This window comes from Cellvibrio sp. UBA7661, from assembly GCA_002483365.1.
In the GTDB taxonomy this organism is placed as follows: Bacteria; Pseudomonadota; Gammaproteobacteria; order Pseudomonadales; family Cellvibrionaceae; genus Cellvibrio.
Window position 1 is genome coordinate 65,145 of sequence record DLHT01000003.1, and the last position, 24,493, is coordinate 89,637.

At 49.1% G+C, this 24,493-nt stretch carries 21 protein-coding genes; 11 read left to right on the top strand and 10 right to left on the bottom strand.

What is annotated here, in order from left to right; genetic code table 11:
- Positions 1-465 (top strand): sigma D regulator, encoded by a 465-nt coding sequence (rsd, locus tag B2739_RS00595; RefSeq protein WP_331343940.1) that lies wholly within the window; start codon positions 1-3, stop codon positions 463-465.
- A gap of 77 nt (positions 466-542) precedes the next feature.
- Here the strand turns inward: rsd and B2739_RS00600 are convergent, their stop codons facing one another.
- Positions 543-1,283, bottom strand: coding sequence for an FKBP-type peptidyl-prolyl cis-trans isomerase (locus tag B2739_RS00600; protein WP_331343941.1), 741 nt, complete (start codon positions 1,281-1,283; stop codon positions 543-545).
- A gap of 433 nt (positions 1,284-1,716) precedes the next feature.
- On the opposite strand from B2739_RS00600, the gene B2739_RS00605 reads away from it, so the two are divergent.
- Both B2739_RS00605 and B2739_RS00610 read left to right on the top strand, forming a co-directional pair.
- Positions 1,717-2,580 carry a hypothetical protein gene (locus B2739_RS00605; RefSeq protein ID WP_331343942.1) on the top strand — a complete coding sequence of 288 codons (864 nt, stop codon included), beginning with the start codon at positions 1,717-1,719 and terminating at the stop codon, positions 2,578-2,580.
- A 142-nt stretch (positions 2,581-2,722) separates the two neighbouring features.
- Positions 2,723-2,959 carry a DUF2789 family protein gene (locus B2739_RS00610; protein WP_331343943.1) on the top strand — a complete coding sequence of 79 codons (237 nt, stop codon included), beginning with the start codon at positions 2,723-2,725 and terminating at the stop codon, positions 2,957-2,959.
- Here the strand turns inward: B2739_RS00610 and B2739_RS00615 are convergent.
- Positions 2,956-3,468, bottom strand: coding sequence for a TIGR02444 family protein (locus B2739_RS00615; protein WP_331343944.1), 513 nt, complete (start codon positions 3,466-3,468; stop codon positions 2,956-2,958). The two genes, B2739_RS00610 and B2739_RS00615, sit on opposite strands and share 4 nt — an antisense overlap.
- Positions 3,469-3,517: 49 nt before the next feature.
- Between B2739_RS00615 and B2739_RS00620 the strand changes: the two genes are divergently transcribed.
- Positions 3,518-5,443: an ATP-binding cassette domain-containing protein gene (locus tag B2739_RS00620; protein ID WP_331343945.1), complete on the top strand. Its 1,926-nt coding sequence runs from the start codon at positions 3,518-3,520 to the stop codon at positions 5,441-5,443.
- 121 nt (positions 5,444-5,564) lie between these two features.
- On the opposite strand, the gene B2739_RS00625 is transcribed toward B2739_RS00620, so the two are convergent.
- Both B2739_RS00625 and B2739_RS00630 read right to left on the bottom strand, forming a co-directional pair.
- Positions 5,565-6,140: a hypothetical protein gene (locus B2739_RS00625; RefSeq protein WP_331343946.1), complete on the bottom strand. Its 576-nt coding sequence runs from the start codon at positions 6,138-6,140 to the stop codon at positions 5,565-5,567.
- Positions 6,141-6,322: 182 nt separating this feature from the next.
- Positions 6,323-6,976 (bottom strand): exopolysaccharide biosynthesis protein, encoded by a 654-nt coding sequence (locus B2739_RS00630; protein ID WP_331343947.1) that lies wholly within the window; start codon positions 6,974-6,976, stop codon positions 6,323-6,325.
- A 162-nt stretch (positions 6,977-7,138) separates the two neighbouring features.
- On the opposite strand from B2739_RS00630, the gene B2739_RS00635 reads away from it, so the two are divergent.
- Positions 7,139-8,293: a GNAT family N-acetyltransferase gene (locus tag B2739_RS00635; protein WP_331343948.1), complete on the top strand. Its 1,155-nt coding sequence runs from the start codon at positions 7,139-7,141 to the stop codon at positions 8,291-8,293.
- Between the two features lie 64 nt (positions 8,294-8,357).
- On the opposite strand, the gene B2739_RS00640 is transcribed toward B2739_RS00635, so the two are convergent.
- The 5 genes from B2739_RS00640 to glnA form a co-directional block, all read right to left on the bottom strand.
- Complete coding sequence (locus tag B2739_RS00640) at positions 8,358-9,848, bottom strand: methyl-accepting chemotaxis protein (protein ID WP_331343949.1); 1,491 nt, start codon at positions 9,846-9,848, stop codon at positions 8,358-8,360.
- A gap of 368 nt (positions 9,849-10,216) precedes the next feature.
- Positions 10,217-11,653 carry a nitrogen regulation protein NR(I) gene (gene glnG / locus B2739_RS00645; RefSeq protein WP_331343950.1) on the bottom strand — a complete coding sequence of 479 codons (1,437 nt, stop codon included), beginning with the start codon at positions 11,651-11,653 and terminating at the stop codon, positions 10,217-10,219.
- Positions 11,640-12,713, bottom strand: coding sequence for a nitrogen regulation protein NR(II) (gene glnL, locus B2739_RS00650; RefSeq protein WP_331343951.1), 1,074 nt, complete (start codon positions 12,711-12,713; stop codon positions 11,640-11,642). Before glnL ends, glnG begins: the two co-directional genes overlap by 14 nt.
- 153 nt (positions 12,714-12,866) lie before the next feature.
- Complete coding sequence (locus B2739_RS00655) at positions 12,867-13,412, bottom strand: DUF4124 domain-containing protein (RefSeq protein ID WP_331343952.1); 546 nt, start codon at positions 13,410-13,412, stop codon at positions 12,867-12,869.
- A gap of 139 nt (positions 13,413-13,551) precedes the next feature.
- On the bottom strand, positions 13,552-14,952 hold the full coding sequence (gene glnA / locus B2739_RS00660) for a type I glutamate--ammonia ligase (RefSeq protein ID WP_331343953.1): 1,401 nt from the start codon (positions 14,950-14,952) through the stop codon (positions 13,552-13,554).
- A 548-nt stretch (positions 14,953-15,500) separates the two neighbouring features.
- On the opposite strand from glnA, the gene B2739_RS00665 reads away from it, so the two are divergent.
- On the top strand, positions 15,501-16,703 hold the full coding sequence (locus tag B2739_RS00665; protein WP_331343954.1) for a cation:proton antiporter: 1,203 nt from the start codon (positions 15,501-15,503) through the stop codon (positions 16,701-16,703).
- A 91-nt stretch (positions 16,704-16,794) separates the two neighbouring features.
- Here B2739_RS00665 and B2739_RS00670 read toward each other — a convergent pair whose 3' ends face one another.
- Complete coding sequence (locus B2739_RS00670) at positions 16,795-18,414, bottom strand: methyl-accepting chemotaxis protein (protein ID WP_331343955.1); 1,620 nt, start codon at positions 18,412-18,414, stop codon at positions 16,795-16,797.
- Positions 18,415-18,652: 238 nt separating this feature from the next.
- On the opposite strand from B2739_RS00670, the gene thiI reads away from it, so the two are divergent.
- The 5 genes from thiI (at position 18,653) to B2739_RS00695 (ending at position 24,488) form a co-directional block, all read left to right on the top strand.
- Positions 18,653-20,131 (top strand): tRNA uracil 4-sulfurtransferase ThiI, encoded by a 1,479-nt coding sequence (thiI, locus tag B2739_RS00675; RefSeq protein ID WP_331343956.1) that lies wholly within the window; start codon positions 18,653-18,655, stop codon positions 20,129-20,131.
- Positions 20,128-21,186, top strand: a complete 1,059-nt coding sequence (locus B2739_RS00680; RefSeq protein WP_331343957.1) for an acyltransferase — start codon at positions 20,128-20,130, stop codon at positions 21,184-21,186. Before thiI ends, B2739_RS00680 begins: the two co-directional genes overlap by 4 nt.
- Positions 21,155-21,517, top strand: coding sequence for a hypothetical protein (locus B2739_RS00685; protein ID WP_331343958.1), 363 nt, complete (start codon positions 21,155-21,157; stop codon positions 21,515-21,517). The genes B2739_RS00680 and B2739_RS00685 overlap by 32 nt, the downstream gene beginning before the upstream one ends.
- 121 nt (positions 21,518-21,638) lie before the next feature.
- Positions 21,639-23,462, top strand: coding sequence for a translational GTPase TypA (typA, locus tag B2739_RS00690; RefSeq protein WP_331343959.1), 1,824 nt, complete (start codon positions 21,639-21,641; stop codon positions 23,460-23,462).
- Between the two features lie 222 nt (positions 23,463-23,684).
- Positions 23,685-24,488, top strand: coding sequence for a sulfite exporter TauE/SafE family protein (locus B2739_RS00695; protein WP_331343960.1), 804 nt, complete (start codon positions 23,685-23,687; stop codon positions 24,486-24,488).
- Positions 24,489-24,493: the final 5 nt, after the last annotated feature.

Here is a 24,493-nt window from a genome sequence, read left to right on the forward strand (position 1 = left end):
ATGTTAGAAAATTGCAAAAGTGCCAAAGAACGCTGGGGTGGTGTGAACGACATTATTGATCGCTGGTTGGAAGAGCGTCAGACAATGCTGGTGCAGTACTGTTCACTGAGCGGCTTGGATCAAGACCTGAGCGATTTGCAGCGCGGAGAGAAATTGCGCAGCTTTTGCCAAATTCTGGTGGACTATGTTTCTGCCGGTCATTTTGAAGTCTACGATCAGTTAATCAAAGAAGGGCGCGAGTTTGATGATGCCGATGCATTAAAAGAAGCCGGCAAACTGTACGACATTGTCGATAGCACAACTGAAAAGCTGCTCGATTTCAATGACAAATACCTTGAAACCGATGACCTGTCATCACTGACTGATGACCTATCAAAACTCGGTGAAGCACTGGAAGTACGTTTTAGCACTGAAGACCGTTTGGTTGCCGTACTGCATACATCGCACAAAGATCTGGTGAGCTAAATATTGTCGATCACCAAATACCGCGCATAAAAAAACCCGCTCTTAAGCGGGTTTTTTTATGCCTCAGAAAGCAACAATTACTTGGCTTCTGGTGCTGCTTCTGGTGCTTTAACTTCCAGCAACTCAACTTCGAAAATCAAGGTTGATGATGGCGGGATTGGGCCTTGGCCACCAGCGCCATAGGCCAATTCTGATGGAATTACGATTTCCCACTTGGAGCCTTGTGGCATCAATTGCAGAGCTTCAGTCCAACCTGGAATGACGCCATCCAGTGGGAAAGTTGCTGGTTGGCCGTTTTTCACAGAGCTATCAAACTCGGTACCGTTGATCAGCTTACCGGTGTAGTGCACGGTTACAGTGTCAGTCGCTTTTGGCTTGGCACCCTTACCTTCGGTAATTACACGGTATTGCAAGCCGCTTTCGGTGGTAGTTACACCTTCTTTGGCTTTATTTTCTTCAAGGAATTTTTTGCCTTCAGCAATATTGGCTTCGCTCAGTTTCTTTTGTTCTTCTTCTTGTTTGGCCATCGCTTTTTGTTGCACTTCTTGCATGATTTTTTGCATATCTTCTTCACTGATACGCGACTCTTTACCATCACGCACATCAGTCAATGCCAATGCCAGTGCTTCCGGCTCAATTGCCAGGCCACCGTTTTGCAGATTTTTACCAAGGTTTTGGCCAATGATGTAGTTGGCTTTTTGCTCAAGGCTCGTCAGTTTTGCACTGTCATCAGCTGGCTTGGCTTCTTCTTTGTTGCAGCCGATCAGGCCTGCGGTAGCAGCCATCAGGCCAACAACCAATAAACGTTTGTTAAACATAATGCACCTTATTAGTAATCATTAATTTGTAATCATGGTCTGTGAAGCAAGCCAACCGCTCGCCTGGTTCCTAGCCGACACCTTACAACGATGTCAGAGCAGGCGGCAATGGTATACCAACTTCAGCAAAATGTGCGTGTTTTTAGCGCTCCGGCGAGGCAAACACCCGCATAAACTGTGTGCTATCACGCATTGCTTCCGACCAGCCACACTGGCACTTACATTGCCTTCAGGATTGTGAGCTCTTGTGACTGGTAAAGACTCGCGAAGTTCAAAACAGAAGCATCATCAATATCGATCGCAAGTACCCACAGGGCATACCTTTTTTAATAAGGCAAAGCTACAATTCGCCCACATTACACCAAGGCATCCAAGCCGATAACTGTGACTTTCCAACGCATACTTTTCCAACACATCTACGATAGGTATTTTTATGGCCGCCGCAAAAAACCCAAAAATCTCAATTGCTGAGTTGGAACAACAAATTGCCAAACTCAGTGCTGCACTGGATAAAGCTCGCATACAAGAGCTGACTGCCGCATCTAAAGCCATCGCTGCAGCACAAAAAAATCTGGCAACAGCCAAGAAGAAAATGGCCGCTGCAAGTGCGAAAGGTGCATCGACCCCCGCTGCAAAAGCCCGTATTGCACAAGCTAAAAAAGAAGTTGCCGCCCACAGCAAAACTCTGCGCGATGCACAAGCAACACTGAATGAACTCACCACTGCACAAGCAACTGCCAAAGCGGTGGCCAAAGCTGTTGCCGAACAACTAAAAGACAGCAGCAAAAAAAGTGGCTCGGCAAAAAAAGTGACATCCGCAAAGAAAACAGCAACGAAAAAAGACCCAGCCAAAGAAACTGCTGCTGAAACAAAATCGGCTACCGATAAAAAAGTAGCCACTAAAAAGACCGCAGCTAAAAAAGAAAAGACAATCAGCAAAGATAAACCAACAGCCACAAAACCTGAAAAAGCAGTAAAAACCGCTCCCAATATGCCGGTTACTGCGGCAGTTGAAAAAGCAGCAGAAACAAAAGCAGCGCCGAAAAAAATCGCTAAAAAAGCAGCCCCCAAAAAAGTGGCAGCGAAAAAAACCACTGACGCGCCAGTGGCTGCCGCAGTGGTTGAAGCAACACCGGTTGCAGCTCCCGAAGTACCTGCGACAGCAGAACCAACATCGCTTGTTGAAACACCGGTTGTAGCACCGGCAAACCCAGCGCCGATAGAAACACCTGAAGCTGAAGCGACACCTGCAACAGCATCATTGCCATTTGATGATGACCAGGGTGCTTTGAGTTAAGTTAACAGGCTCTTTATTTGCACAAAAACAAAGGGCGTTTTTACGCCCTTTTTTATAACAATCATTTTTTATAACAATAAAGTCACTTGTAATAGCGCATAACCTCCCATACTTAATAGGAATGACTAAGGAGGAATCGATTATGATCACCACTAACGGCAACGCGAATATGAACCAATTGTTTTCACAATTGGGGCTGGTATCCAGCAATCTCGCAATAGCGCGATTTATCAAACACCATCACTTACCTGACGGCATCGCACTGGAAAAAGCGGACTTCTGGACACACGCCCAACGCCAACTGATCCATCAAAGTTTGAAAGAGGATGCCGATTGGAGTCAGGCAGTGGATCAATTAGCAGCCCTCTTGCGACACTAATACATGACAGAAGTAAGCGCCGCACCAATGACCGTTAGCGCCTGTGCAATAGCGGAATCAGCAACACCTGATGCACGCAGATAAAAGCGGAGATTATTGTCAGTTATTGCCGTACTCGCATGCGAAACAACACTCCAGGCTTGCACCTGAAGCTCAAGCCAATGCTGGAGCTGACGCTCAGCTTGCAGCTCAGCCTGCTTGATCTGGGTACGAACGCTTTCAATACCTTCATCGCCCACACCAAATTCCGCTTTCATCTGCCGCCGCAAACTTCGTAATGGCTCGATATAGTCAGTATTCCACTTTTGGATGCGCGCCTGCGCAACATTCAGGCGCTGTTGATCAAGTGCATAACCTTGCACGCCCAACCAACAACACCAGAGCAGGATATTCACATTAACGCCATGCCCGTCTTGCAAACGCAGACAGCAGTCGGCAACACCGGGCTGCGCATAAAGCGCGCGCGAAAAATCCCATAGTGAATAAGGTTTTGATACGGGTGCTTGCATAGAGAATCCACTAGCAGGAATTTGGAGCAAGTCTGCTAGAATGCGCGCCATGATTCAATTACAAAACATCTCCGTACAACGCGGCACCAAGTTCTTATTGGATTCCGCCGACCTCACGATTTACCCTGGCCAAAAAGTCGGCTTGATCGGCGCCAACGGCACAGGGAAATCCACATTATTTCAATTATTGTTAGGAAGCCTGCAGAGCGATACCGGCTCACTGGATATTCCCAAGCAATGGCGTATCGCCCATATGGCGCAAGAGGTTGGCCACACCAACCGCAGCGCACTGGATTATGTACTGGATGGCGATAGCGAACTGCGCCGTTTGGAGCAAGAAATTGCACAAGCCAATCTCGATATTGAACACAACGGTGAAAAGCTCGCGCACTTGTATAGCGATATGGAAAATATCCATGCTTATACTGCCCCATCGCGCGCGCAGCAATTATTAAACGGTTTGGGTTTTGCACCGGGCGATGCAGAGCGACCCGTTTCTGATTTTTCGGGTGGTTGGCGGATTCGTTTAAACCTTGCCCAAGCACTTATGTGCCCATCGGATTTATTACTGCTTGATGAGCCAACCAACCACCTGGATCTGGATGCAACCCTGTGGCTGGAAGAGTGGCTAAAACGTTATACAGGCACACTGATTATTATTTCGCATGACCGCGATTTTCTCGACAATATTGTTGACCGGATTGTGTGTATCGAACGCCAGAAGTTGGATCTTTATAGTGGCAACTATTCTGCCTTTGAACGCCAGCGCGCTGAAAAATTAGCGCAGCAACAGGCGAGTTATGAGAAGCAGCAAGAGCGCATCGCCCACGTAGAAAGTTATATCCGCCGCTTCCGCGCGCAAGCAACTAAAGCGCGCCAGGCGCAAAGCCGGATTAAAGAATTGGAGCGCATGGAAAAAATTGCGCCCGCGCATATCGATTCACCTTTTACTTTCACATTTAAATGCCATGACAAAATGTCAGTGCCGTTGGTACACATTGCACGTGCGACAATTGGCTATGGCAGTGGGCAGGATAGCAAGATCATTCTTAATAATGTCGAGCTGGCAATCCGCGCCGAAACCCGTGTGGGCTTACTCGGCCCCAATGGTGCAGGTAAATCCAGTCTGGTAAAAACCCTCGCCGGATCATTGCCGCTGCTCGCAGGTGACCGCACTAACGGCGAACATTTTAAGCTCGGTTATTTTGCCCAGCATCAACTGGAAGCGTTGGATATTAATGCTTCTGCGGCATTGCATATCCAACGTTTGTCACTACAAGCGCGCGAACAAGAGATCCGCGATTTTCTTGGTAGTTTTGATTTTCATGGCGACCGCGCCTTTGAGCCCATCACCCATTTTTCCGGCGGGGAAAAAGCACGCCTGGCATTGGCCATTATTGCGTGGGAAAAACCGAATGTGCTGCTGCTCGACGAGCCCACCAACCATTTGGATTTGGAAATGCGCCACGCATTGACCATGGCGCTGCAAGAATTTGAAGGCGCAGTGATTGTGGTATCGCATGACCGCCATTTATTACGCAACACCGTCAATGAATTTTTATTGGTAGCCGATGGCAAGGTAGAAGAGTTTGATGGCGATCTGGAAGACTATTACCAATGGATGCAACAACAAAAAGCCAAAATAGTTGCAGCAGAAAAAGAGACTCCCGTTGCCACAGAAAGTGATATCAAAGTTGATAAAAAAGCCCAGCGACAACAGTCAGCCGCAGCGCGCGCGCAATTAAAACCACTGACTAACAAATTAAAATCACTTGAAACACAGATGGAAAAATTGCAAGCCCGCCTGGGTGAAATTGAAAATCAACTAGGTGATCCTGCTATTTACGATGAAAAAAACAAGAACACGTTGCAACCACTTTTACAAGAGCAAGCCAAGCTGCAAGCGCAACTGGAAGACTCCGAAGAAAGTTGGTTACTGGTGAGTGAAGAATTGGAAGCCGCAAACCAGCAGTAAAAAGTCATTATTGTTCGCAATAAGCATGCATCGACAAAAAATTTAATTAATTCCAAAAAAAGCCGGCAAAAATGCCGGCTTTTTGTTTTGCAAATTCGCATTAAAAAATCATGCGACAGCATTAGAAGTTCATGCGAAGACCAACACCAAATTCAGAAGCCTCAGAGCCAAATCCGACATCACCAGTTACTGCGAATTGTGGAGCAAACCAATAGGCCACACCACCACCCAGAACAGTATTGCCGTCATATACAGTGTGGTGAGCTAACTCTACTTTCGCTTCCAAATTGTTGTTGATAAAACCACGCAAACCAACAGCAGCAATCAGACCTGAATCACTGTTGCCACCATCGGGCGACATATGCTCAGCGCTTACCGTACCATAAATACTGGAATCAGCACCAAACACTGTGTGGTAACCAATACCTGCACTGATTGTTTCTGAACCGCAGCCACGGCCACTGACATCACTGTAAGAACCTACCGCAAAAAAATCGCTATTTAATTCCATACTACCATTCAAGCGCAGGCCATCCTGGTCGCAGTGGTAATCGTCTATATCTTGTTCAACAAATTGTAGCCCGGCATAGTTGTAACTAATTCCTGGCGCGGCTTGTGCGCCAACACTTGCACAAATACCCGCCACTGCGGATAAGTAAGTTAATTTTTTAATTGCACTGTTGATTGAATTGTTCATTGCATTTATCTCCCATTAAAGTCTTTTCGGTGCCGATACTAGTTTGTGAGGATGAATCAATCCTGAATATTCATTCAGAATTTTCTGTAGTTTTTTATTATCGGTGGAAGTTATCAGAAGAAGGGTGAGCCAGTTCTCGATAAGAATTATTGTCACATGCTTATTGATTGTGAAAATGATTCTTATACGAGCCGATCAAGCATGACTAATACAGTTTGTACAGCAACCCATATTAATCCGCTGAGAAATACCCAAGCCGCAATACCTATTCCAATACCAATAAGTACGCAAACGCCATCGCGCTCAATTAAACCCAATGCAATAAAAAGAATTCCCAGTGCAGGCAATAGATTTCCAAGTGGAATTGGGAGCACCAATAAAAAGGCAAGCGAAACACAAACTGTGCCCAATAATCGCTCTGCATTTACTTGTGTAAGAAACATAATGCGCGGACGCATCAGTTTTTCGATTCGCTGCAACCAGGGCGCTACTTTATTGATCAACTTTTGAAAATCGACCGTTGCTACGGAACGGTTGGCAATCCAGCGTGGCAGATATACGCGTTTATGCCCCAAGGCCATTTGCACTGCAACAAACAACATCGGCAGACCGGTTACCGTCGATACGCCAGGAATACCCAGAATAGGTAACGAATTAGGCAGCGCAAAAATTAACAGGATAAAACCAAATGACCGCTGCCCGAGCGATTCCGTAATATCACGCACACGCACGCGCTCAGCCTGAAAATTTGCTGCAATATCCATTAGTAAGGAGGATAAACTAGGGCTCGAATGACGCTGGGCAGTGAGTTTCGGATCAGCTGGAGACGATGACATTGATCAACCAAAAAATTGTCGGGTTGGCAGGATTCTACTGTAGTCTGAACAAAAATAACCAGCACGACAGGATCAGAGTTGCGTAACTTTACCTTTTACACAAGACTCTCTTAATATCCAACGTCATCGAATAGTGGCGGCTAATTTCGGCAGGGCGCAATAGTGCATATCCAATTCATCAATTCAATTCAGCAAGTTTCATCTGCCCAGTGGAATGCACTGTGCCCTGACAGTTATCCATTTATACGGCATGAATTTATCGCAGCACTTGAACTCAGCCATTGCACCACTGCAGATACAGGCTGGCAGCCGCAGCACCTGCTGATATTGTCAGGCACACAACTTATTGCCGCTATGCCCGGTTACATTAAAACGCATTCTTATGGTGAGTACGTATTTGATTGGGCATGGGCCGATGCCTATCGTCGGCATAACCTCTCTTATTATCCGAAATGGATCAATGCAATTCCTTTTACGCCCTGCACCGGGCCCCGCTTATTGTGCGCACCGGAAATGCAAAGCGACGAGCTTATTGACCGGGTAGTGCAAACACTCTCAACCTATTGCATCGAACAGGGGTTATCGGGCTGGCATTGTTTATTTCCCAACAACAACCTGAGCAACCAATTTAAAACGCGACACATACCGCAGCGGGTTGGCTGTCAATTTCACTGGATCAATTATCACTATAAAAATGTTGATGAGTTTCTGGCGCGAATGAGTTCGCGCAAACGAAAAAATATTCTTAAAGAGCGCAGGCAAGTAAAAGAGCAAGGATTTTATTTTTCGCATAAAACCGAAGCGCAAATCACAACTGAAGATTGGAATTTATTTTATGAACTTTATCGCAACACCTACCTTAAACGCAGCGGGCACACCGGCTATTTATCGGCACAATTCTTTCATTCCATTGGCGCAAGTATGCGCGATAATCTGGTAATGATTTGCGCCCATAATAAACATGAAGGTACTGAAAACACTATTGCAGCTGCACTTTTTATGCGCGACGAACACACTATTTATGGTCGTTACTGGGGCTGCCTTGAAGAATTTCAATTCCTGCATTTTGAGACCTGTTATTACCAGGGCATTGAATTTGCGATTGCACATAACATCGAGCGATTTGATGGCGGCGCGCAGGGAGAACATAAGATCGCACGCGGTTTTGAACCCACACTCACTTATTCCAATCACTGGATTGCAAGGCAGGATTTTGCAGAGGCAATCGCGCATTTTATTGCGCAAGAGGCAACCGCCATACAACACTACGCAGAAGATGCACGAGCCATGCTACCTTTTAAAAGCGGGGATGAGTAACGCTGATGCAAGGCATAAAAAACGGCGCAAGTAGCGCCGTTTTTTATGTCGATATACTTACGCGTTACACTTTGAAACTGTCAATTTGTTTTTTCAGTTCACTGGTTTCATTGATCAATTGACTACCACTGTGATTGACCACTTGGGCATTTTCAACCACATTTTCTGACAATCCATGGATCGCGGTAATATTTTTACTGACCTCATTTGCTACCGAGCTTTGTTGATGTGAAGCGGTGGCAATTTGATGGTTCATATCGTTAATGATACCGATGTTGGCGCGAATTTTATCCAACGCCCCACCCACTTTGGAGGCAGTGTCGATAGTTTCGCGCGCAGAAGCCGTACTGGTATTCATTGCTTGATGCGCTTCATCGGCAGCGCGCTGCAGTTGCACGATAATTGATTCAATTTCTTCAGTAGAAGATCGGGTTTTTTGTGCAAGTGAGCGCACCTCATCAGCTACCACCGCAAAGCCGCGCCCCTGTTCACCTGCGCGCGCCGCTTCAATCGCAGCGTTAAGGGCGAGCAAGTTGGTTTGCTCGGCAATCGTGCGGATCACTTCCATTACCGAACCAATATTCACCGAATTATTTTTTAACACCTGAATTTTTTGCGCGGTCGATTCAATTTGGTTGGTCAGGCGATTAACGTTTTCCAATGACAGATTAACGATCTCATTGCCCTCTTCCGCAAGGATACTGGTGGCATTGGTACGCTCAGCCGTATCACCCGCGTGACGTGCAATTTCAGTCGCTGATGCCGACAACTCTTCTACTGCTGTCGCTACCAATTCAATTTCGCGCAATTGTTGCGAGGTAGAGTTCACGGTGCTTTCGGTCGCATTGCTCATCTTGTTGACGTTGGTGCGCACCTTGTCATTCACTTGCACCACATTGCGGATAATGTCGGCGATATGCTCCATTACGCGATTAAAATTATGCGCAAGTGCAGCGATCTCATTTTGGCTGTCAGTCGGTAAACGACGGGTCAAATCGCCGCCACCGTCCGCAATCGTGGCCAGCGAACGAGTCACTTCATCTACCGGTGCCAGCACCAGACTGCGGATCAATACATACACTGTAATCAAGCTGGCAGCCAGCAGCGCCAATACGGTAAAAATGGTGGTTTGTCGCTGATGCGACAAGGTTTCATTTAATTCGTGAGTGGAAAAACGAATGCTGTAACTTCCGATAGTGCTGCCGTTGTACACAATCGGGATTGCATCGCGGGAGAGTTGGTTTTCACTCTGGTCGCCATCATCGGCTTTAGCCAGCGATTGCCCACGGTGATCGACCACATTGACCGAGGTCACTAACGAAGTATTCACCAGGGATTTAGCGATCGCTTCAATCTGCTGGAAGTCATAGGCAAAAACCGCTTCCAGAATGGAACTGTTGGTCAACGAGATCATTGCTGAGGTCTCAGCTTCCAGTTTTTCTTCCAAGTCATCCGTTGCAATCTTGTCATTGACCAATGCAACTATGACGGCAATAACGACCATCGCGATTGCCAACACCAACATCAACTTGGTGAGTAAGGATTTTTGTACCATGTGTCCCCCGAATATGTTCGGCTATTAGAGTTATTGAATTACCCACTATTCGCTATTGCTCTTGTTGACGGCAGCAATGCACCAATCTTGAGCACATCTTTCCTGGACTGGGTAATTATGCATTCAACGGTATACGGTATTGTTGGATGAGCTGTAGTAGTCAACCGATGATGTCACCGGTGTTGTATACCAGTTAACTGAGTATAGACTCAGGTTAGAAAAGCTGCGCGAAGAAGAAAAGAAGATCTAAAAAGAGGCTTTTAATACCGCAAAGAATAAAGAAAGGAATAAGAAAATCGATGCAGGGGCATAACTGCCGCGAAAACGATCAACTAACAACCGTTTCCGCAGCGGATATTTTTTAAGGGTTAATCGTCGCCGTCGCCATCAGGGTCATTGCCGCCCGCCATTCCCAACTCTTTCAGTTTGCGGGTTAGCGTGTTGCGCCCCCAGCCCAGCAAGTTAGCGGCATCGCGTTTGCGCCCGGCGGTATATTTAAGCGCAGTTTCAATCAGCGCGCGCTCGAAGGTAGGCACAGCCTCGCTCAACAATTGATGCTGACCGCGAGTAAGCGCTTGGTCGGCCCAATGGCGCAGCGCTTTTTCCCAATCATCAGCCGGGGTACTGGTCTCTTTGTTTTCAAGCAATTCCGGTGGTAAATCTTCGATATGCACTTCGCGCCCGGATGCCATTACCGTGATCCAGCGGCAGGTATTTTCCAGCTGGCGCACATTGCCGGGCCATTGCAGGGAGCAAAAATATTCTTCGGTTTCAGGCAACAGCACTTTGGGATCAACATTCAATTCAGTGGCCGCTTTATGTAAGAAAAAACGCGCCAGTTTGGGAATGTCTTCACGGCGGTTGGCCAGTTTGGGGATATGGATACGGATTACATTCAAACGATGGAATAAATCCTCGCGGAAGCGGTTCTCTGCCACCAGAGTTTCAAGATTCTGGTGAGTGGCGGCAATGATCCGCACATCCACTTTGACCGGCGTATGCCCGCCCACGCGATAAAACTCACCGTCGGCCAACACACGCAATAACCGGGTTTGGGTTTCTGCTGGCATATCGCCAATTTCATCAAGAAACAGCGAACCACCGTTGGCTTGCTCGAAACGCCCTTGGCGCTGTGCAGCAGCACCAGTGAATGCCCCTTTTTCATGCCCAAACAATTCAGATTCCATCAAGTCTTTGGGAATGGCTGCCATGTTCAGCGCAATAAACGGTTCGTTACGGCGCGGACTGTGGCGGTGCAGCGCGCGCGCCACCAACTCTTTTCCGGTACCCGATTGGCCGTTGATCAAGACCGTAATGTTGGATTGCGACAAACGGCCAATCGCACGGAACACCTCCTGCATCGCCGGTGCTTCACCGATAATTTCGGTGTTTGTCTCAACATTGTTGTCCGGCGCGTGTTCGCTTTTTTGCTCTTGCGCGTGGGCAAGCGCGCGCTGGGTTACCGCAACAGCATCATCGACATCAAACGGCTTGGGCAGATATTCAAACGCTCCTCCTTGATAGGCAGCAACGGCACTATCGAGATCCGAATGGGCGGTCATGATGATGATCGGGATCTGCGGATGGGTATTGTGCAAGTTGCCGAGCAAGGTCAAGCCATCGGTGCCCGGCATGCGGATGTCGCTGATGATCGCATCGGGCGCGTCGCGATTGAGCTGACTCATGGCACTATCGCCCGAATCAAATACGCGGGTTTCTATGTTCGCTCCTTGCAGGGCCTTTTCCAGTACCCAGCGGATCGAGCGATCATCATCAATAATCCAGACTTTATTAGACTTCTGCATGTTGCGCTTCCATTGGTAAGTAGAGCGAGAAGCGGGTTTTGCCCGGCTCGCTTTGGCACTCGATGAGGCCATGATGTTGATGAATGAGATGTTGCGAAATGGTCAAACCAAGCCCGGTACCCTCGGCGCGTCCAGAGATCATCGGGTAGAAAATGTTTTCGATCATATCGACCGGAATGCCAGGGCCGTTGTCGATAATGTCGATACGGCACACCAGAGGATGGTGCTTGCGGCCGATGGTGTACTGGCGCTGGATACGAGTGCGCAGTTGGATCACGCCGTTAAGTACATTCGCCTCCACCAGTGCCTGCATCGCGTTGCGTACAATATTCAGCAGCGCCTGGATCAGCATCTCTTTGTCGCCCTGCAGGGCAGGAATGCTCGGATCGTAATCGCGTACAATTTTGATCGCATCGCTGCTTTCGGCCTTGATGATATTGGCTACGCGCTCAATCGCCTCATGGATATTGAGGGTTTGCCATTTGGGCAACTGGTTCGGGCCGAGCATGCGGTCCACCAGGTTACGCAGGCGATCCGCTTCATCAATGATGATATTGGTGTATTCACTCAGGCCTGAATGGGGCAACTCGCGCGCCAGTAGCTGCGCCGCACCGCGGATACCACCCAGCGGATTTTTGATTTCATGCGCCATACCACGCACCAGATTGCGCGTGGTTTCGTGGGAAGTCGTCAGCATTTCCTCACGGCTGATACGCAATAGGCGGTCAATTGGCTGGATCTCAATAATCAAACCATCGTGGTCGCCAAAGGGGGTGACGGTGTAATCAACCGTAAGGGTACCGCCGCTTAGCAAACGCCACTCGGCGTGACGCTTGGTGTAATGGTTGGCCTGGACAGCAGCGAGTTTTAACTGACGATCGGTCTCGTCCGACTCATAGAAAAAATAGGTGATAGGTTCGCCGGTATTGCTCTCGCAGCTCATGGCCATAAGCGCTTCAGCAGCAGGGTTCATATGGCATAGCAACAAGTCCGCATCCACCAGAATGATGGCAGTGCTCAAGCTATCCAATATGGGTTTGTAAATATCGCGCGGGCTCACCAGCTAATGCTCTCCTGAACGCCTCGACAATGGGCATGGAGGCTACTGCAAAAAACAAACCAAGTAGAAAAAAGGCCAGATTCAACGGTTTTAGCCGTCAAACCTGTCCATTATGGGGAATGTGAGGAAAATTGTAGCACCAATTTGGTGCATCTATTTTGGGGTGGGCCTTGAAAGGGCATTGTTTTTAATATTTGGCCGAATAACGTTCACAAGTACCGGTGGCGACGTGCCCAATGATCGACCATCGGCATTGATGGCCTCTACCACCAGAGTATGAGTTCCTCGCGGAACGTCCTTGACGATGATGTTATTCGCCGTTGTTTCTTCCAACAGCTCGCCATTCATGAAATACACCAGCAAATGCCCGGGCTGGAGCGCCGGCTCTATATTGATCGCAATTGCCAGATCACGTTGTCCGACGGGAATAGTGACATCAGAGCGCGGGCTGATAATACCGATACGGTAATCCACTGCTGCCTGTTGCACCCCCATAGTGTCTACCGGCACAGATTGGGGCAAAGGTAAGGAAGGGGGACTAGGGACAGTATTGATCTCGCGCAGCTCGATTTTTTCTGCCTTGTCAGATTTTGGTTTATCCGTGTAGATAACACGGCCATCTTTATCCACCGTCTTGTACACATCGGCCAACGTCCATGGAGCAACCAATACACATAACAACACTACAAACAGGCGCATAATTTTTCCCTCATGGATTCACTCCCCAAGAGTAGCCTTATCGCCCCCAAAGAAAAAGCCCGCACAGTTTCCTGTACAGGCTTTTCCAGTGCGATTCACAGTTTTGCCAGAGCAAAACCTGACCGATTACACGCAGCTCTTAAACACTGTAATAGAGTTCGAACTCTACCGGGTGTGGAGTCATGTTAACGCGTTGGATCTCTTCTTTCTTCAGGGTGATGTAAGCATCGATGAAGTCTTTAGAGAACACACCGCCAGCCAACAAGAACTCATGGTCAGCCTCCAAAGAGGCCAAAGCTTCTTCCAAAGATGAACACACTTGTGGGATTTGTGCTTCTTCTTCCGGCTCCAGATCGTACAGATCCTTGGTCGCTGCTTCGCCCGGATGGATCTTGTTCAGAACACCATCGATACCCGCCATCAGCAATGAAGCGAAGCAGAGGTATGGGTTAGCAGTTGGGTCTGGGAAGCGGGTTTCAATACGTTTTGCCTTCTCACCAACGGTGTAAGGAATACGGATAGAAGCAGAGCGGTTGCGCGCAGAGTAAGCCAGCATTACTGGAGCTTCGAAGCCTGGAACCAAACGCTTGTACGAGTTGGTAGAGGCGTTACAGAAAGCGTTCAGTGCTTTAGCGTGCTTGATGATACCGCCAACGTAGTACAGAGCAGTTTCGCTCAAGCCAGCGTAAGCGTCGCCCGCGAATTGGTTTTTACCATTCTTGGAGAAAGACTGGTGAACGTGCATACCTGAACCGTTATCACCGATCAAAGGCTTCGGCATAAAGGTCGCAGTTTTACCGTATTGGTGCGCAACGTTGTGTACGCAGTACTTGAGGATCTGTACTTCGTCCGCTTTCTTAACCAGCGTGTTAGCACCTACGCCGATTTCACATTGACCGGCGTTAGCCACTTCGTGGTGGTGAATTTCAATTTCCAGGCCCATTGCTTCCATCGCGTTACACATAGCGCCACGGATGTCGTGCAGTGAGTCAACTGGAGCAACGGGGAAGTAACCACCTTTAACGCGTGGAGCGTGGCCGTGCTTACCTTCAACATCATCACCTGATGACCAGGCCGCTTCTTCAGATTTGATTTTGTAGAAAGCGCCGCCCATTGAGCTGTGGAAATGAACGCTATCAAAGATGAAGAATTCTGGCTCTGGACCAAACAGGGCAACATCGCCCAAGCCGGTAGACTTCAGGTATTCCTCAGCGCGCAGACCGATAGAACGTGGGTCGCGGTCGTAACCTTGCATGGTTGCAGGTTCAACGATGTTACAACGAATGTTGATGGTTGCTTCGTCGTAGAAAGGGTCCAGAACAGCGGTAGAGTCGTCCGGCATCAGGATCATGTCTGAGTCGTTAATGCCTTTCCAGCCGGAGATAGAAGAACCGTCGAACATTTTACCGTCAACGAAGAAACTGTCGTTTACAACGTGTGAAGGGAAAGTTACGTGTTGCTCTTTACCTTTGAAATCGGTGAAGCGCAGATCAATCCAACGAGCTTCGTGTTCTTTAATCAGGTCTAAAGTCTTAGACATTGAATGCCTCCAAATGTGATAGCCCGAAGGCTACGGATTATGAAAATTGCAACTCTTTTAGGTAGCCGGCCAGAGGTCATCTACCTGAAAACTTTCCCCACTTCATCCAACTCGCGACTCATTTAGGGGAGCGTGACAAGACTAGGGTGTCAGAAAAGGGGCAAAATATATGCCATTCAAGGAAAATAGCAACAAGCGTTGTGAAATAAGGCTTTCGCGCGATATGCAAAAACCCAAAAACCAATAAAAGAATCATTTTGGTGCACTAAACATCCACCAATGCACCCTTTTAGATCAAAAATAATTATCCCTTGCGTGCTTGTACCGCCATGCCCTCCAGCAGGGTAAATACGCTTGTTGGATGCGCCAATTTGCATCATTTTTCAGGTGCTGCAACCTCATTAGTTTTTAACTAAACCCCTAATAAAGATTATCAATAGGATTGGCATCGAATGGCGCAATAAATCACGGTAGTTTGCCGCCCCTGTCCGCTGGACTCTAAAACCACGATAAAAACCTAAAAAGCTGTAAGGGCTCGCAAGATGCACATGACAACAACAGAAATATTCCTGATCGCCATGGTGATCATTTTCACTATTCCATACCTCATCTGGCGCCTTGGCCGCACCGATTACTGGGCTCCACTGGTAGTAGTGCAAATTATTATGGGGATCGTGCTCGGCCCGGGCGTTCTGGGCAAAGCCTTCCCCGAGTATTACACCTTTGTGTTTAACCCCGAGGTGATCAAATCACTCAACGGTATCGCCTGGTGGGCGGTGATGATTTTTGTGTGGATCGCCGGTATCGAACTGGATCTTAAAAAGGCCTGGGTTTACAAACGCGAAAGCGGTATCACCGCCGGTTTGGCTTTGGGCACACCACTGTTGTTTGGCTGTGTGGCAGCGGTTGTCATGATGGCCTACAGCGATGGCTGGATTGGCCCCAAAGGTATGACCTGGCAATTTATTCTGGGTGTGGGCATGGCCTGTGCTGTAACCGCACTGCCAATTTTGATTTTGCTGATGGAGAAACTGGAAATCCTGCGCCAGCCGATTGGCCAGCGGATTCTGCGCTACGCCAGCCTTGATGATATTGCCATTTGGGGGGTTTTAGCGCTGATCCTGCTGGATTGGGAACGCGTGGGCCGCCAAGGCATGTTCCTGGTTGCCTTTGCTATCGCCGCCTACTTGTTCCGCAAGCTGATGGTGGCAATTCAGGAGAAAGATCGCTGGTACGCCGGTTTTATCTGGCTGGCAATCTGTGGTCTCGCCGCTGACTGGGCCGGTCTGCATTACATGGTGGGCGCGTTCCTCGCTGGCGCGGTGATGGATGCTGAATGGTTCAATCAGGAAGACATGGACAAGCTGCGCTATTTCATCCTACTTACAGTAATGCCGGTGTTCTTCCTCAGTACCGGCTTGCGCACCAACTGGGACGTAGGCGGTACAACCGTATTTGTGGCGGCAGCCATCCTGTTGGTTGCGTCAGTATCCGGCAAACTGGCGGGCGTTCATGCCGCAGGCAAAATCCTCAAGTGGGGAAAAGGTGAGGCCTCGATTATCGGCTGGCTGCTACAAACCAAGGCCTTGATCATGATCATCTTTGCCAACGTGTTGCTCGATAAACAAATCATCACCAGCGAGACCTTCACCGCGCTGCTGATTATGGCTGTTGCCAGCACCATGTTGACGGTGCCAGTGGTAGCGCCCAAGCTGCAGAAGATGAAAGAGATTATTTTCCGATCCAAATAAACGCTATCGGGTTCGAACAAAAAGCCCCGGATTAACCGGGGCTTTTTTATTGCGATTTGACCCTGCCTCTGTGATTAGGCAGTGCTTCGGGTTAGATAACGAAACGCGTTACCAGACTATTTAACTCTGTTGCCAAGCGCGCCAATTCATAGGTTGCGGCACTGGTTTGATTGGCACCGGCTGCCGACTGCGTGGACAGATCGCTGATATTGATGATGTTGCGGTCGACCTCTCGCGCCACTGCCGCCTGTTCTTCGGAGGCGCTGGCAATCAACAGGTTGCGCTCACTGATTTGCCCGGCCTTCTGGTAGATCTGCTCCAGCGCTTCGCCCGCTTGCTCGGCGACCCCCAGCGTCTGCCCTGCGTGTTGTACGCTGTCACGCATGGAATCTACCGCGGCCGCCGTACCGCCTTGCACCTTGCTGATCATCTGCTCAATTTCCTGGGTGGATACCTGGGTGCGGTGTGCCAGTGCACGCACCTCATCGGCCACTACCGCAAAACCACGCCCGGCTTCGCCCGCGCGCGCCGCTTCAATCGCGGCGTTCAACGCCAGCAGGTTGGTTTGCTCGGCAATCGCGCGGATCACATCCAACACTTTACCAATATCCTGGGATTGATCTGCCAGACCGCTTATCAGCGCTGAGGTGCGGGTAAATTCTTCGGTCATGGCCTTTAATGCTGACACCGTATGGCCAACCTTATCCCGACCTTCATAAGCAAGGCGGGAGGACTCGTTGGATGCTTCGGCAGTACTCACAGCATTGCGTGCCACCTCATCCACCGCGGCGCTCATTTCTGTCACTGCAGACGCGGCTTGTTGGATTTCGTCATTCTGGCGCTGCAGGTTGCGCGACGAATCCTCGGCAACCGAACTCAACTCCTCACCTGCCGATGCCAGCTGCACCGATGCATTGCCAATCTGGCCAATAGCGCTGCGCAGGTTGTCCTGCATACGCACCAGCGCTGCCAACAGTTGCGCTGGCTCATCGCTACCCTCAACGTGAATTGATTGGGTAAGGTTGCCGCCAGCAATGGTCTCGGTTGCCTTCACAGCTTGTTGTAACGGGCTGACGATACTGCGCGAGAGCGCCAGGGCGAGCACGGCGGTAATCACTAGCGCCAGCACTATGCTGCTGATAACCCATGTTTTGCTACTACTGTAGGTTTGCTGGGATTGTTGCGCAGCAGCCTCAGCGCCATCGCGGTTAATTTGGCCCAGCTCCAGCAGCATTTTTGTCAATTGGTCCGCAAGCGGCCCTTGCTCTGCCTCAACAATCTGCAGTGCTGCTTGTTTATCGCCCTGCTTCATAGCAACCAAAATCTTTTCCGTTGCTTGAATGTAGCGGTTTTTAATGTCGCGCAATTCGTCGAATAAACGGCGCTCTTCTGGTTCGGTGATCAACTTCTCATAGCTTGCTTGCGCGATCTCGGCATCCTGTGCCCGTGCGCGCAGGTTGCTTTCGGCTTGAGCAATGGCCACTGGATCTACATCGACCACCGCCCGCACCGCATTCACCCGGTAACGCATCAGCGCCAGATTCAACTCGCCCGTAGCATTGAGCGCAGGAACCCAGATACTTTTTACCTCATCGGCTTTTTGCTGCATGTTTGACATATTGTTTAAACCAAACAATCCCTGCAGCAGCAGAATCAGGGCCAGCACCCCGAATCCCAAGGTTAACCGTGGGCCTATATTCATTATTCTCATCCGTCTCACCTCTGTGGAAAACAGTTAATTACTCACCCGAACAAACCATTGGATAGCGAGCATAACTTTAAGTATCGGCCACAAATGGCAAAGATAAAGCTAATAAAAGTACGAGCTGCACTGATCGCTGGCGTAAATAAACACGTAGCAGGCTGCCAAATTCCGTGTGTAATTGCTTTATAATCGTCGCCTTTTTATCCAGCCAGCCCCTCGCTGCATCCTGTCAGGCGTCATTTCCATGCATTTTGTTGTCAAAGTTTTTTCCGAAATCATCATCAAAAGTACCCCCGTGCGTAAGCGCTTTATCAAGCAGCTGCGCGATAACCTGCGCCTGCTATTGAGCAATGTCGGGGTCGATATTGATGTACAGCGCGATTGGGAAAAAATTGAAATCCGCTGCCCCGATGCCAGCCCCGAGGTTACTGCCAAAGTCGCCGAGGTGCTTGCGCATACCCCCGGTATCGCCAACTTTGCGTTGATACACGATTACCCGCTCGGCGATTTGGAATCCATTTTTCAGCACACCCTGCGCCACTGGCGCGATGGCATCGCCGGCAAAACCTTTTGCGTGCGTGTAAAGCGCGTAGGCAAGCACGATTTTACCTCGGTAGATGTAGAGCAATATGTCGGCGGTGGTTTGTTACAGCATTCCGAAGCCAAGGGTGTGAGCCTGCATAAACCCGATGTGGTAGTGCCACTTGAAATCAAAGGCGAGCGCGTCTGGGTACTCACCAGTAAGGCGCAGGGTATGGGTGGTTATCCGCTCGGCGCACAGGATCCAGTGTTGTCATTAATTTCCGGCGGTTTTGATTCCACTGTCTCCACCTATTTGTGCATCAAGCGCGGCCTGCGCGCACACTACTGCTTTTTTAATCTCGGCGGCCGCGCGCATGAAATCGGCGTAAAAGAAGTGGCGTATTACTTGTGGAATAAATACGGCGCATCGCACCGCGTGAAATTTGTCACCGTGCCGTTTGAAGATGTGGTGCGTGAAATTTTGGAAAAAGTCGACAACCCCTACATGGGCGTTACACTCAAACGCATGATGTTGCGCGCCGCCGAAAGAGTCGCTGAATCTCTGGAAATTCCCGCACTGGTAACGGGCGAGAGTGTTGCACAGGTATCGAGCCAAACGCTGGTGAATTTAAATGTGATTGACCGCGCAACCGACATGCTGGTGCTGCGTCCACTTGCCACCATGGACAAAGGCGACATCATCGATCTTTCACGCAAAATCGGCACCGAAAGTTTTGCCGCCAGCATGCCGGAATATTGCGGTGTGATTTCAGTAAACCCCACCACACGTGCAAAATTACCGAAAGTCGAATTTGAAGAAACCAAATTTGATATGGCGATTTTGGAGCGCGCAATTGCCGAACGCCGCGCGCAAAATATTGATGAATTGGTGAATGAACTGGATGCGGATTTATCGGTACCGGTTGTTAGTGATGTGCAGACAGGGCAGATTGTTATCGATATCCGCCATCCGGAAGAACAAGAAAAAAATCCGCTTACGTTGGAAAGCAACGAGATCAAGGTGATTCCTTTTTATTCACTCAACAATCGTTTTCCATTGCTAGACCAAAGCAAACAATATTATCTCTATTGCCAAAAAGGTGTGATGAGCCAATTACACGCCGCCAACTTAAAAGATGCAGGCCATTTAAACGTCGGCGTTTATCGGCCTGAACCTAAGAGCGCCTGCGCTATTTCATGAGCGCAGCGGTAAATCCCATACGGAAGGAGCGACTCGCTGAATTTGATTACCTGCGCGGCATGGCCATTGCCATGATCGTGCTGGGGCATTCTATTTTTCTCGCGCAACCGCTGTTCCCTGCGCTGCTGGAAAATTTACTGCGCGGCGGCACAGGTTTATTTGTATTTATTTCCGGATTTTTCTTTCACCGCGTTTTTTATCCGCGCTTTCATTACACCAACTTTCTCCGTAAAAAAGCCCAATCACTGTTAATCCCCTTCGCCGTTATTTCATTATTTGCGTTAGCGATCCGCATGCTGGGTTGGTGGCAAGATGGGCTGGGCATACAACAGAACTTAATCAACGCCTGGTATACGCTGCGCAACGGCTACGTGCTTTATCCGCATTGGTATATCCCGTTTATTTTTCTCACCTTTTTGTGCTCACCGCTCCATGCCCTTTATATCCGCACATCTTTATCAACCCAGTTATTGGTTCTGTTAATTTTTTCATTGATTGGATTATTTATGCATCGCCCGCAATCCAATTCCAACTTTTTGCAATCACTGGTTTATTACACACCTTACTATTTGCTGGGAATATTGTTCTCACAATATGAACACAAGCTACGCAGGCTCCACTGGTTGCTGTTGATTGCAGGTCTGCTCATTGTTGCATTCACCGCGATTGCACAAACCTATATTTGGCAACATATTGGTAATTACCATAAAGCAGCTTTCAGCTACGGTGGCATCGATTTTCAATTTATCCAGATTTTTGCTGGCTGCATCGCCATGCTCGCACTGTGCCGCCACATCCGCCCATGGTTACAACAACATTTATGCTGGCTGGCAGAACTGAGCTTCCCGATTTTTTTTATCCACCCACTGCTGACGATTGCGCTGGAAAATATTGCAGCATTAGATTCAATAAAACACTTTTTCCCCATGACCACTTTGCTCTCCAGCTTGCTAGTCTTTGTGGTGGTATTTTTGATTCAGTTTTACGGCTCGGCGGGGATCGCAATCGCGATTAAAAAAATATTTGGGCAGCGCAGCCGCTGGCTTGTTGGTTAGCTGCGCAACACGTTGGCGGTATCGACTACTCACCGTATCAGCAGAGAATAATGACCTGGGCAACAAGGCCGCCGCAGTCTTATCACTGGTTGACGTGATCAATGTGATCATTATTAAAAAATCCGTTGAATGGTGGAACACACTGCACCAACCGGCATCCATCATGAAAGGCGCGATTGATATATCCATGCTCATACCCTTATTAATCAATATGTTGGGTATGTATATTTTGTATTTGGCACTGTTGTTTGCCTGGACACGGATTGAAATTTTGCGCCAAGAAAGCAAAAAGCAGTGGGTGAAAGAAGTGTTAACCGGCGCGCCAGTCTAAATTTTCGCCAATTAACACCGGCTAGACATATCCGTGTCACACAGGGATAGGTATAATGCGCGCCCTTTTGCGCTTTCAAACTTTGCCTTCCTTTAGGCACCCACCCAAGAGTATTTCCATAGTGACAGACAATTCAGCAATCGAAAAACTGCGTAACATCGCCATTATCGCCCACGTTGACCACGGTAAAACGTCCATGGTTGACCAGTTGTTGCGCCAATCCGGCACCCTTGATCGTCGCGATGACAGCGCCGATCTGATCATGGACAGCAACGATCAGGAACGCGAACGCGGCATTACCATTCTGGCGAAAAATACCGCCATCAAGTGGAACGACTACCGCATTAACATCGTAGATACCCCCGGCCACGCCGATTTCGGTGGCGAAGTAGAGCGGGTACTCTCCATGGTGGATTCGGTATTACTGATTGTGGATGCTGTTGGCGGCCCAATGCCACAGACCCGTTTCGTAACCTCCAAAGCCTTTGAACAAGGTTTGAACCCGATTGTGGTGATCAACAAGATCGACCGCCCCGGTGCCCGCCCTGAGTGGGTAGTAGATCAAGTATTTGACCTGTTTGACCGTTTGGGTGCCACTGAAGAGCAGCTCGACTTCCCGATCATTTACGCCTCTGCGTTAAATGGTGTTGCTGGCCTGTCACCCGATGACATCGCCGATGACATGACCCCCCTGTTCCAAATGATCGTAGACAAAGTGAAGCCGCCTAAAGTTGACCTGGACGGCCCCTTCCAAATGCAAATTTCCGCGTTGGACTACAGCAGCTATGTGGGTGTTATCGGTATTGGCCGTATCACTCGCGGCAGCCTCTCGCCCAACCAGCAAGTCGTGGTAGTTGATCACGAAGGCAATCAGCGCAAAGCGAAAGTATTGCAAGTGATGGGTTACCACGGTTTGCAACGTATCGAAACCGACAAAGCTTACGCGGGCGATATCGTGTGTATTACCGGTGTGGACAAGCTCGGCATCTCCGATACCCTGTGCAGCCCTGATGCTGTTGAAGCACTGCCAGCGCTCTCTATCGACGAGCCAACCGTAAGCATGACCTTCCAGGTAAACGATTCACCGTTTGCCGGTAAAGAAGGCAAGTACGTGACCAGCCGTAACATCAAAGACCGTCTGGATCAGGAGTTGATTGCCAACGTTGCACTGCGCGTTCAACAAGGTGAGTCACCGGATAAATTTATCGTATCTGGCCGCGGCGAATTGCATCTGTCGGTATTGATCGAAAATATGCGTCGCGAAGGCTATGAGCTGGGTGTATCGCGCCCCGAAGTGGTTCAAAAAATCGTGGACGGTGTAGTGCACGAGCCCTTTGAACAAGTGGTGATCGACGTAGAAGAAGAGCACCAGGGTAAAGTGATGGAAGAACTCGGCCTGCGTAAAGGCGAGTTGACCAACATGGAGCCGGATGGCAAAGGCCGTATCAAGTTGGAATTCTTGTGCCCATCGCGCGGTTTGATTGGTTTCCGTGGCCAGTTCCTGACCATGACTTCCGGTTCCGGCATCATGACCAGTATTTTTGACCACTATGGCCCGGTAAAAGAAGGCGAAGTGGCCAAGCGTCAGAACGGTGTGTTGGTATCTATGGTGAAGGGCAAGACTCTGGCTTACGGCTTGCACCCATTGCAAGACCGCGGTCGTTTGTTCCTGGGTGCCGGTGTGGAAGTTTACGAAGGTCAAATCGTGGGTATTCACTCGCGCTCTAATGACTTGGTAGTAAACCCAACCAAAGCCAAACAATTAACCAACGTTCGTGCTTCTGGTACTGACGACGCGCTGACCCTGTCACCGCCAATCCGTCACACCCTGGAGCAGGCGCTGGAATTTATTGAAGACGACGAACTGGTAGAAGTAACACCACAATCGATTCGTCTGCGTAAAAAACTGCTCACTGAAAACGAGCGTAAACGCGCTAATAAATAATTTACGTTTGTTCGCGTAAACTAAAAGTCCCCGACGCGAAAGTGCCGGGGATTTTTTTTAGTGCTATTGAGTAATTGAACGTGCTATTGGCACTTGCGAATACCTCTGCAGGACACGCCGTAAACCCATCCATGGGGGCTTGTCTTCGACTTCCCTGTCTCAGACAGTCCTACAGAGGTATTCGCAAGCGCCTTGAAATATTTTCGCAAGTAGATTTTACGTATGGATATTTATTTTATTTTTTCGCTTTTAGCTCTCGGTGCCTTCACCGGATTTTTTGCCGGGCTTTTTGGTATTGGCGGCGGCGGGATTATGGTGCCGATGCTGACACTGCTATTCACCCGACAGCAATTCCCCGCTGAACACATAGTGCATATGGCACTTGCGACATCGATGGCGGCAATTGTGCCCACCGCCATCGCCAGCTTGCGTGCGCACCATCAACACCAAGCAGTGATTTGGCCAGTGGTAGTACAGATTACACCAGGGATTTTATTGGGGACTTTTGCCGGAACTTTTTTAGCGAGTTATTTATCGGCAGCACCGCTCGCGATTTTTTTCTCCTGCTTTATGGCATTTGTCGCACTGCAAATGGTGCTCAACCGCAAACCAAAACCCTCGCGCCAACTGCCGGGGTTATTCGGCATGAACGCAACCGGCTCCGGGATAGGGGCGATTTCTGCATTAGTGGCGATTGGCGGCGGCACACTGACAGTGCCGTTTTTGGTGTGGTGCAATGTGACGCTACCGGTTGCGATTGGTACATCGGCCGCAGTGGGTTTACCTATCGCAGTTTCCGGTGCGGTCGGCTACATCACCAACGGCTGGAATGAACCCAATCTTCCGCTATACACACTGGGCTACGTTTATTGGCCAGCGGTGATAGCCATGGCCTGCATGAGTTTTTTCAGCGCACCGCTAGGTGCCAAGCTTGCACACCGGTTGCCTGTAGCGCTGCTGAAAAAATTATTCGCTGTGTTATTGGTAGGCCTGTCTGTGCAAATGCTCTTTACCGTTTTCGGGTAATACAT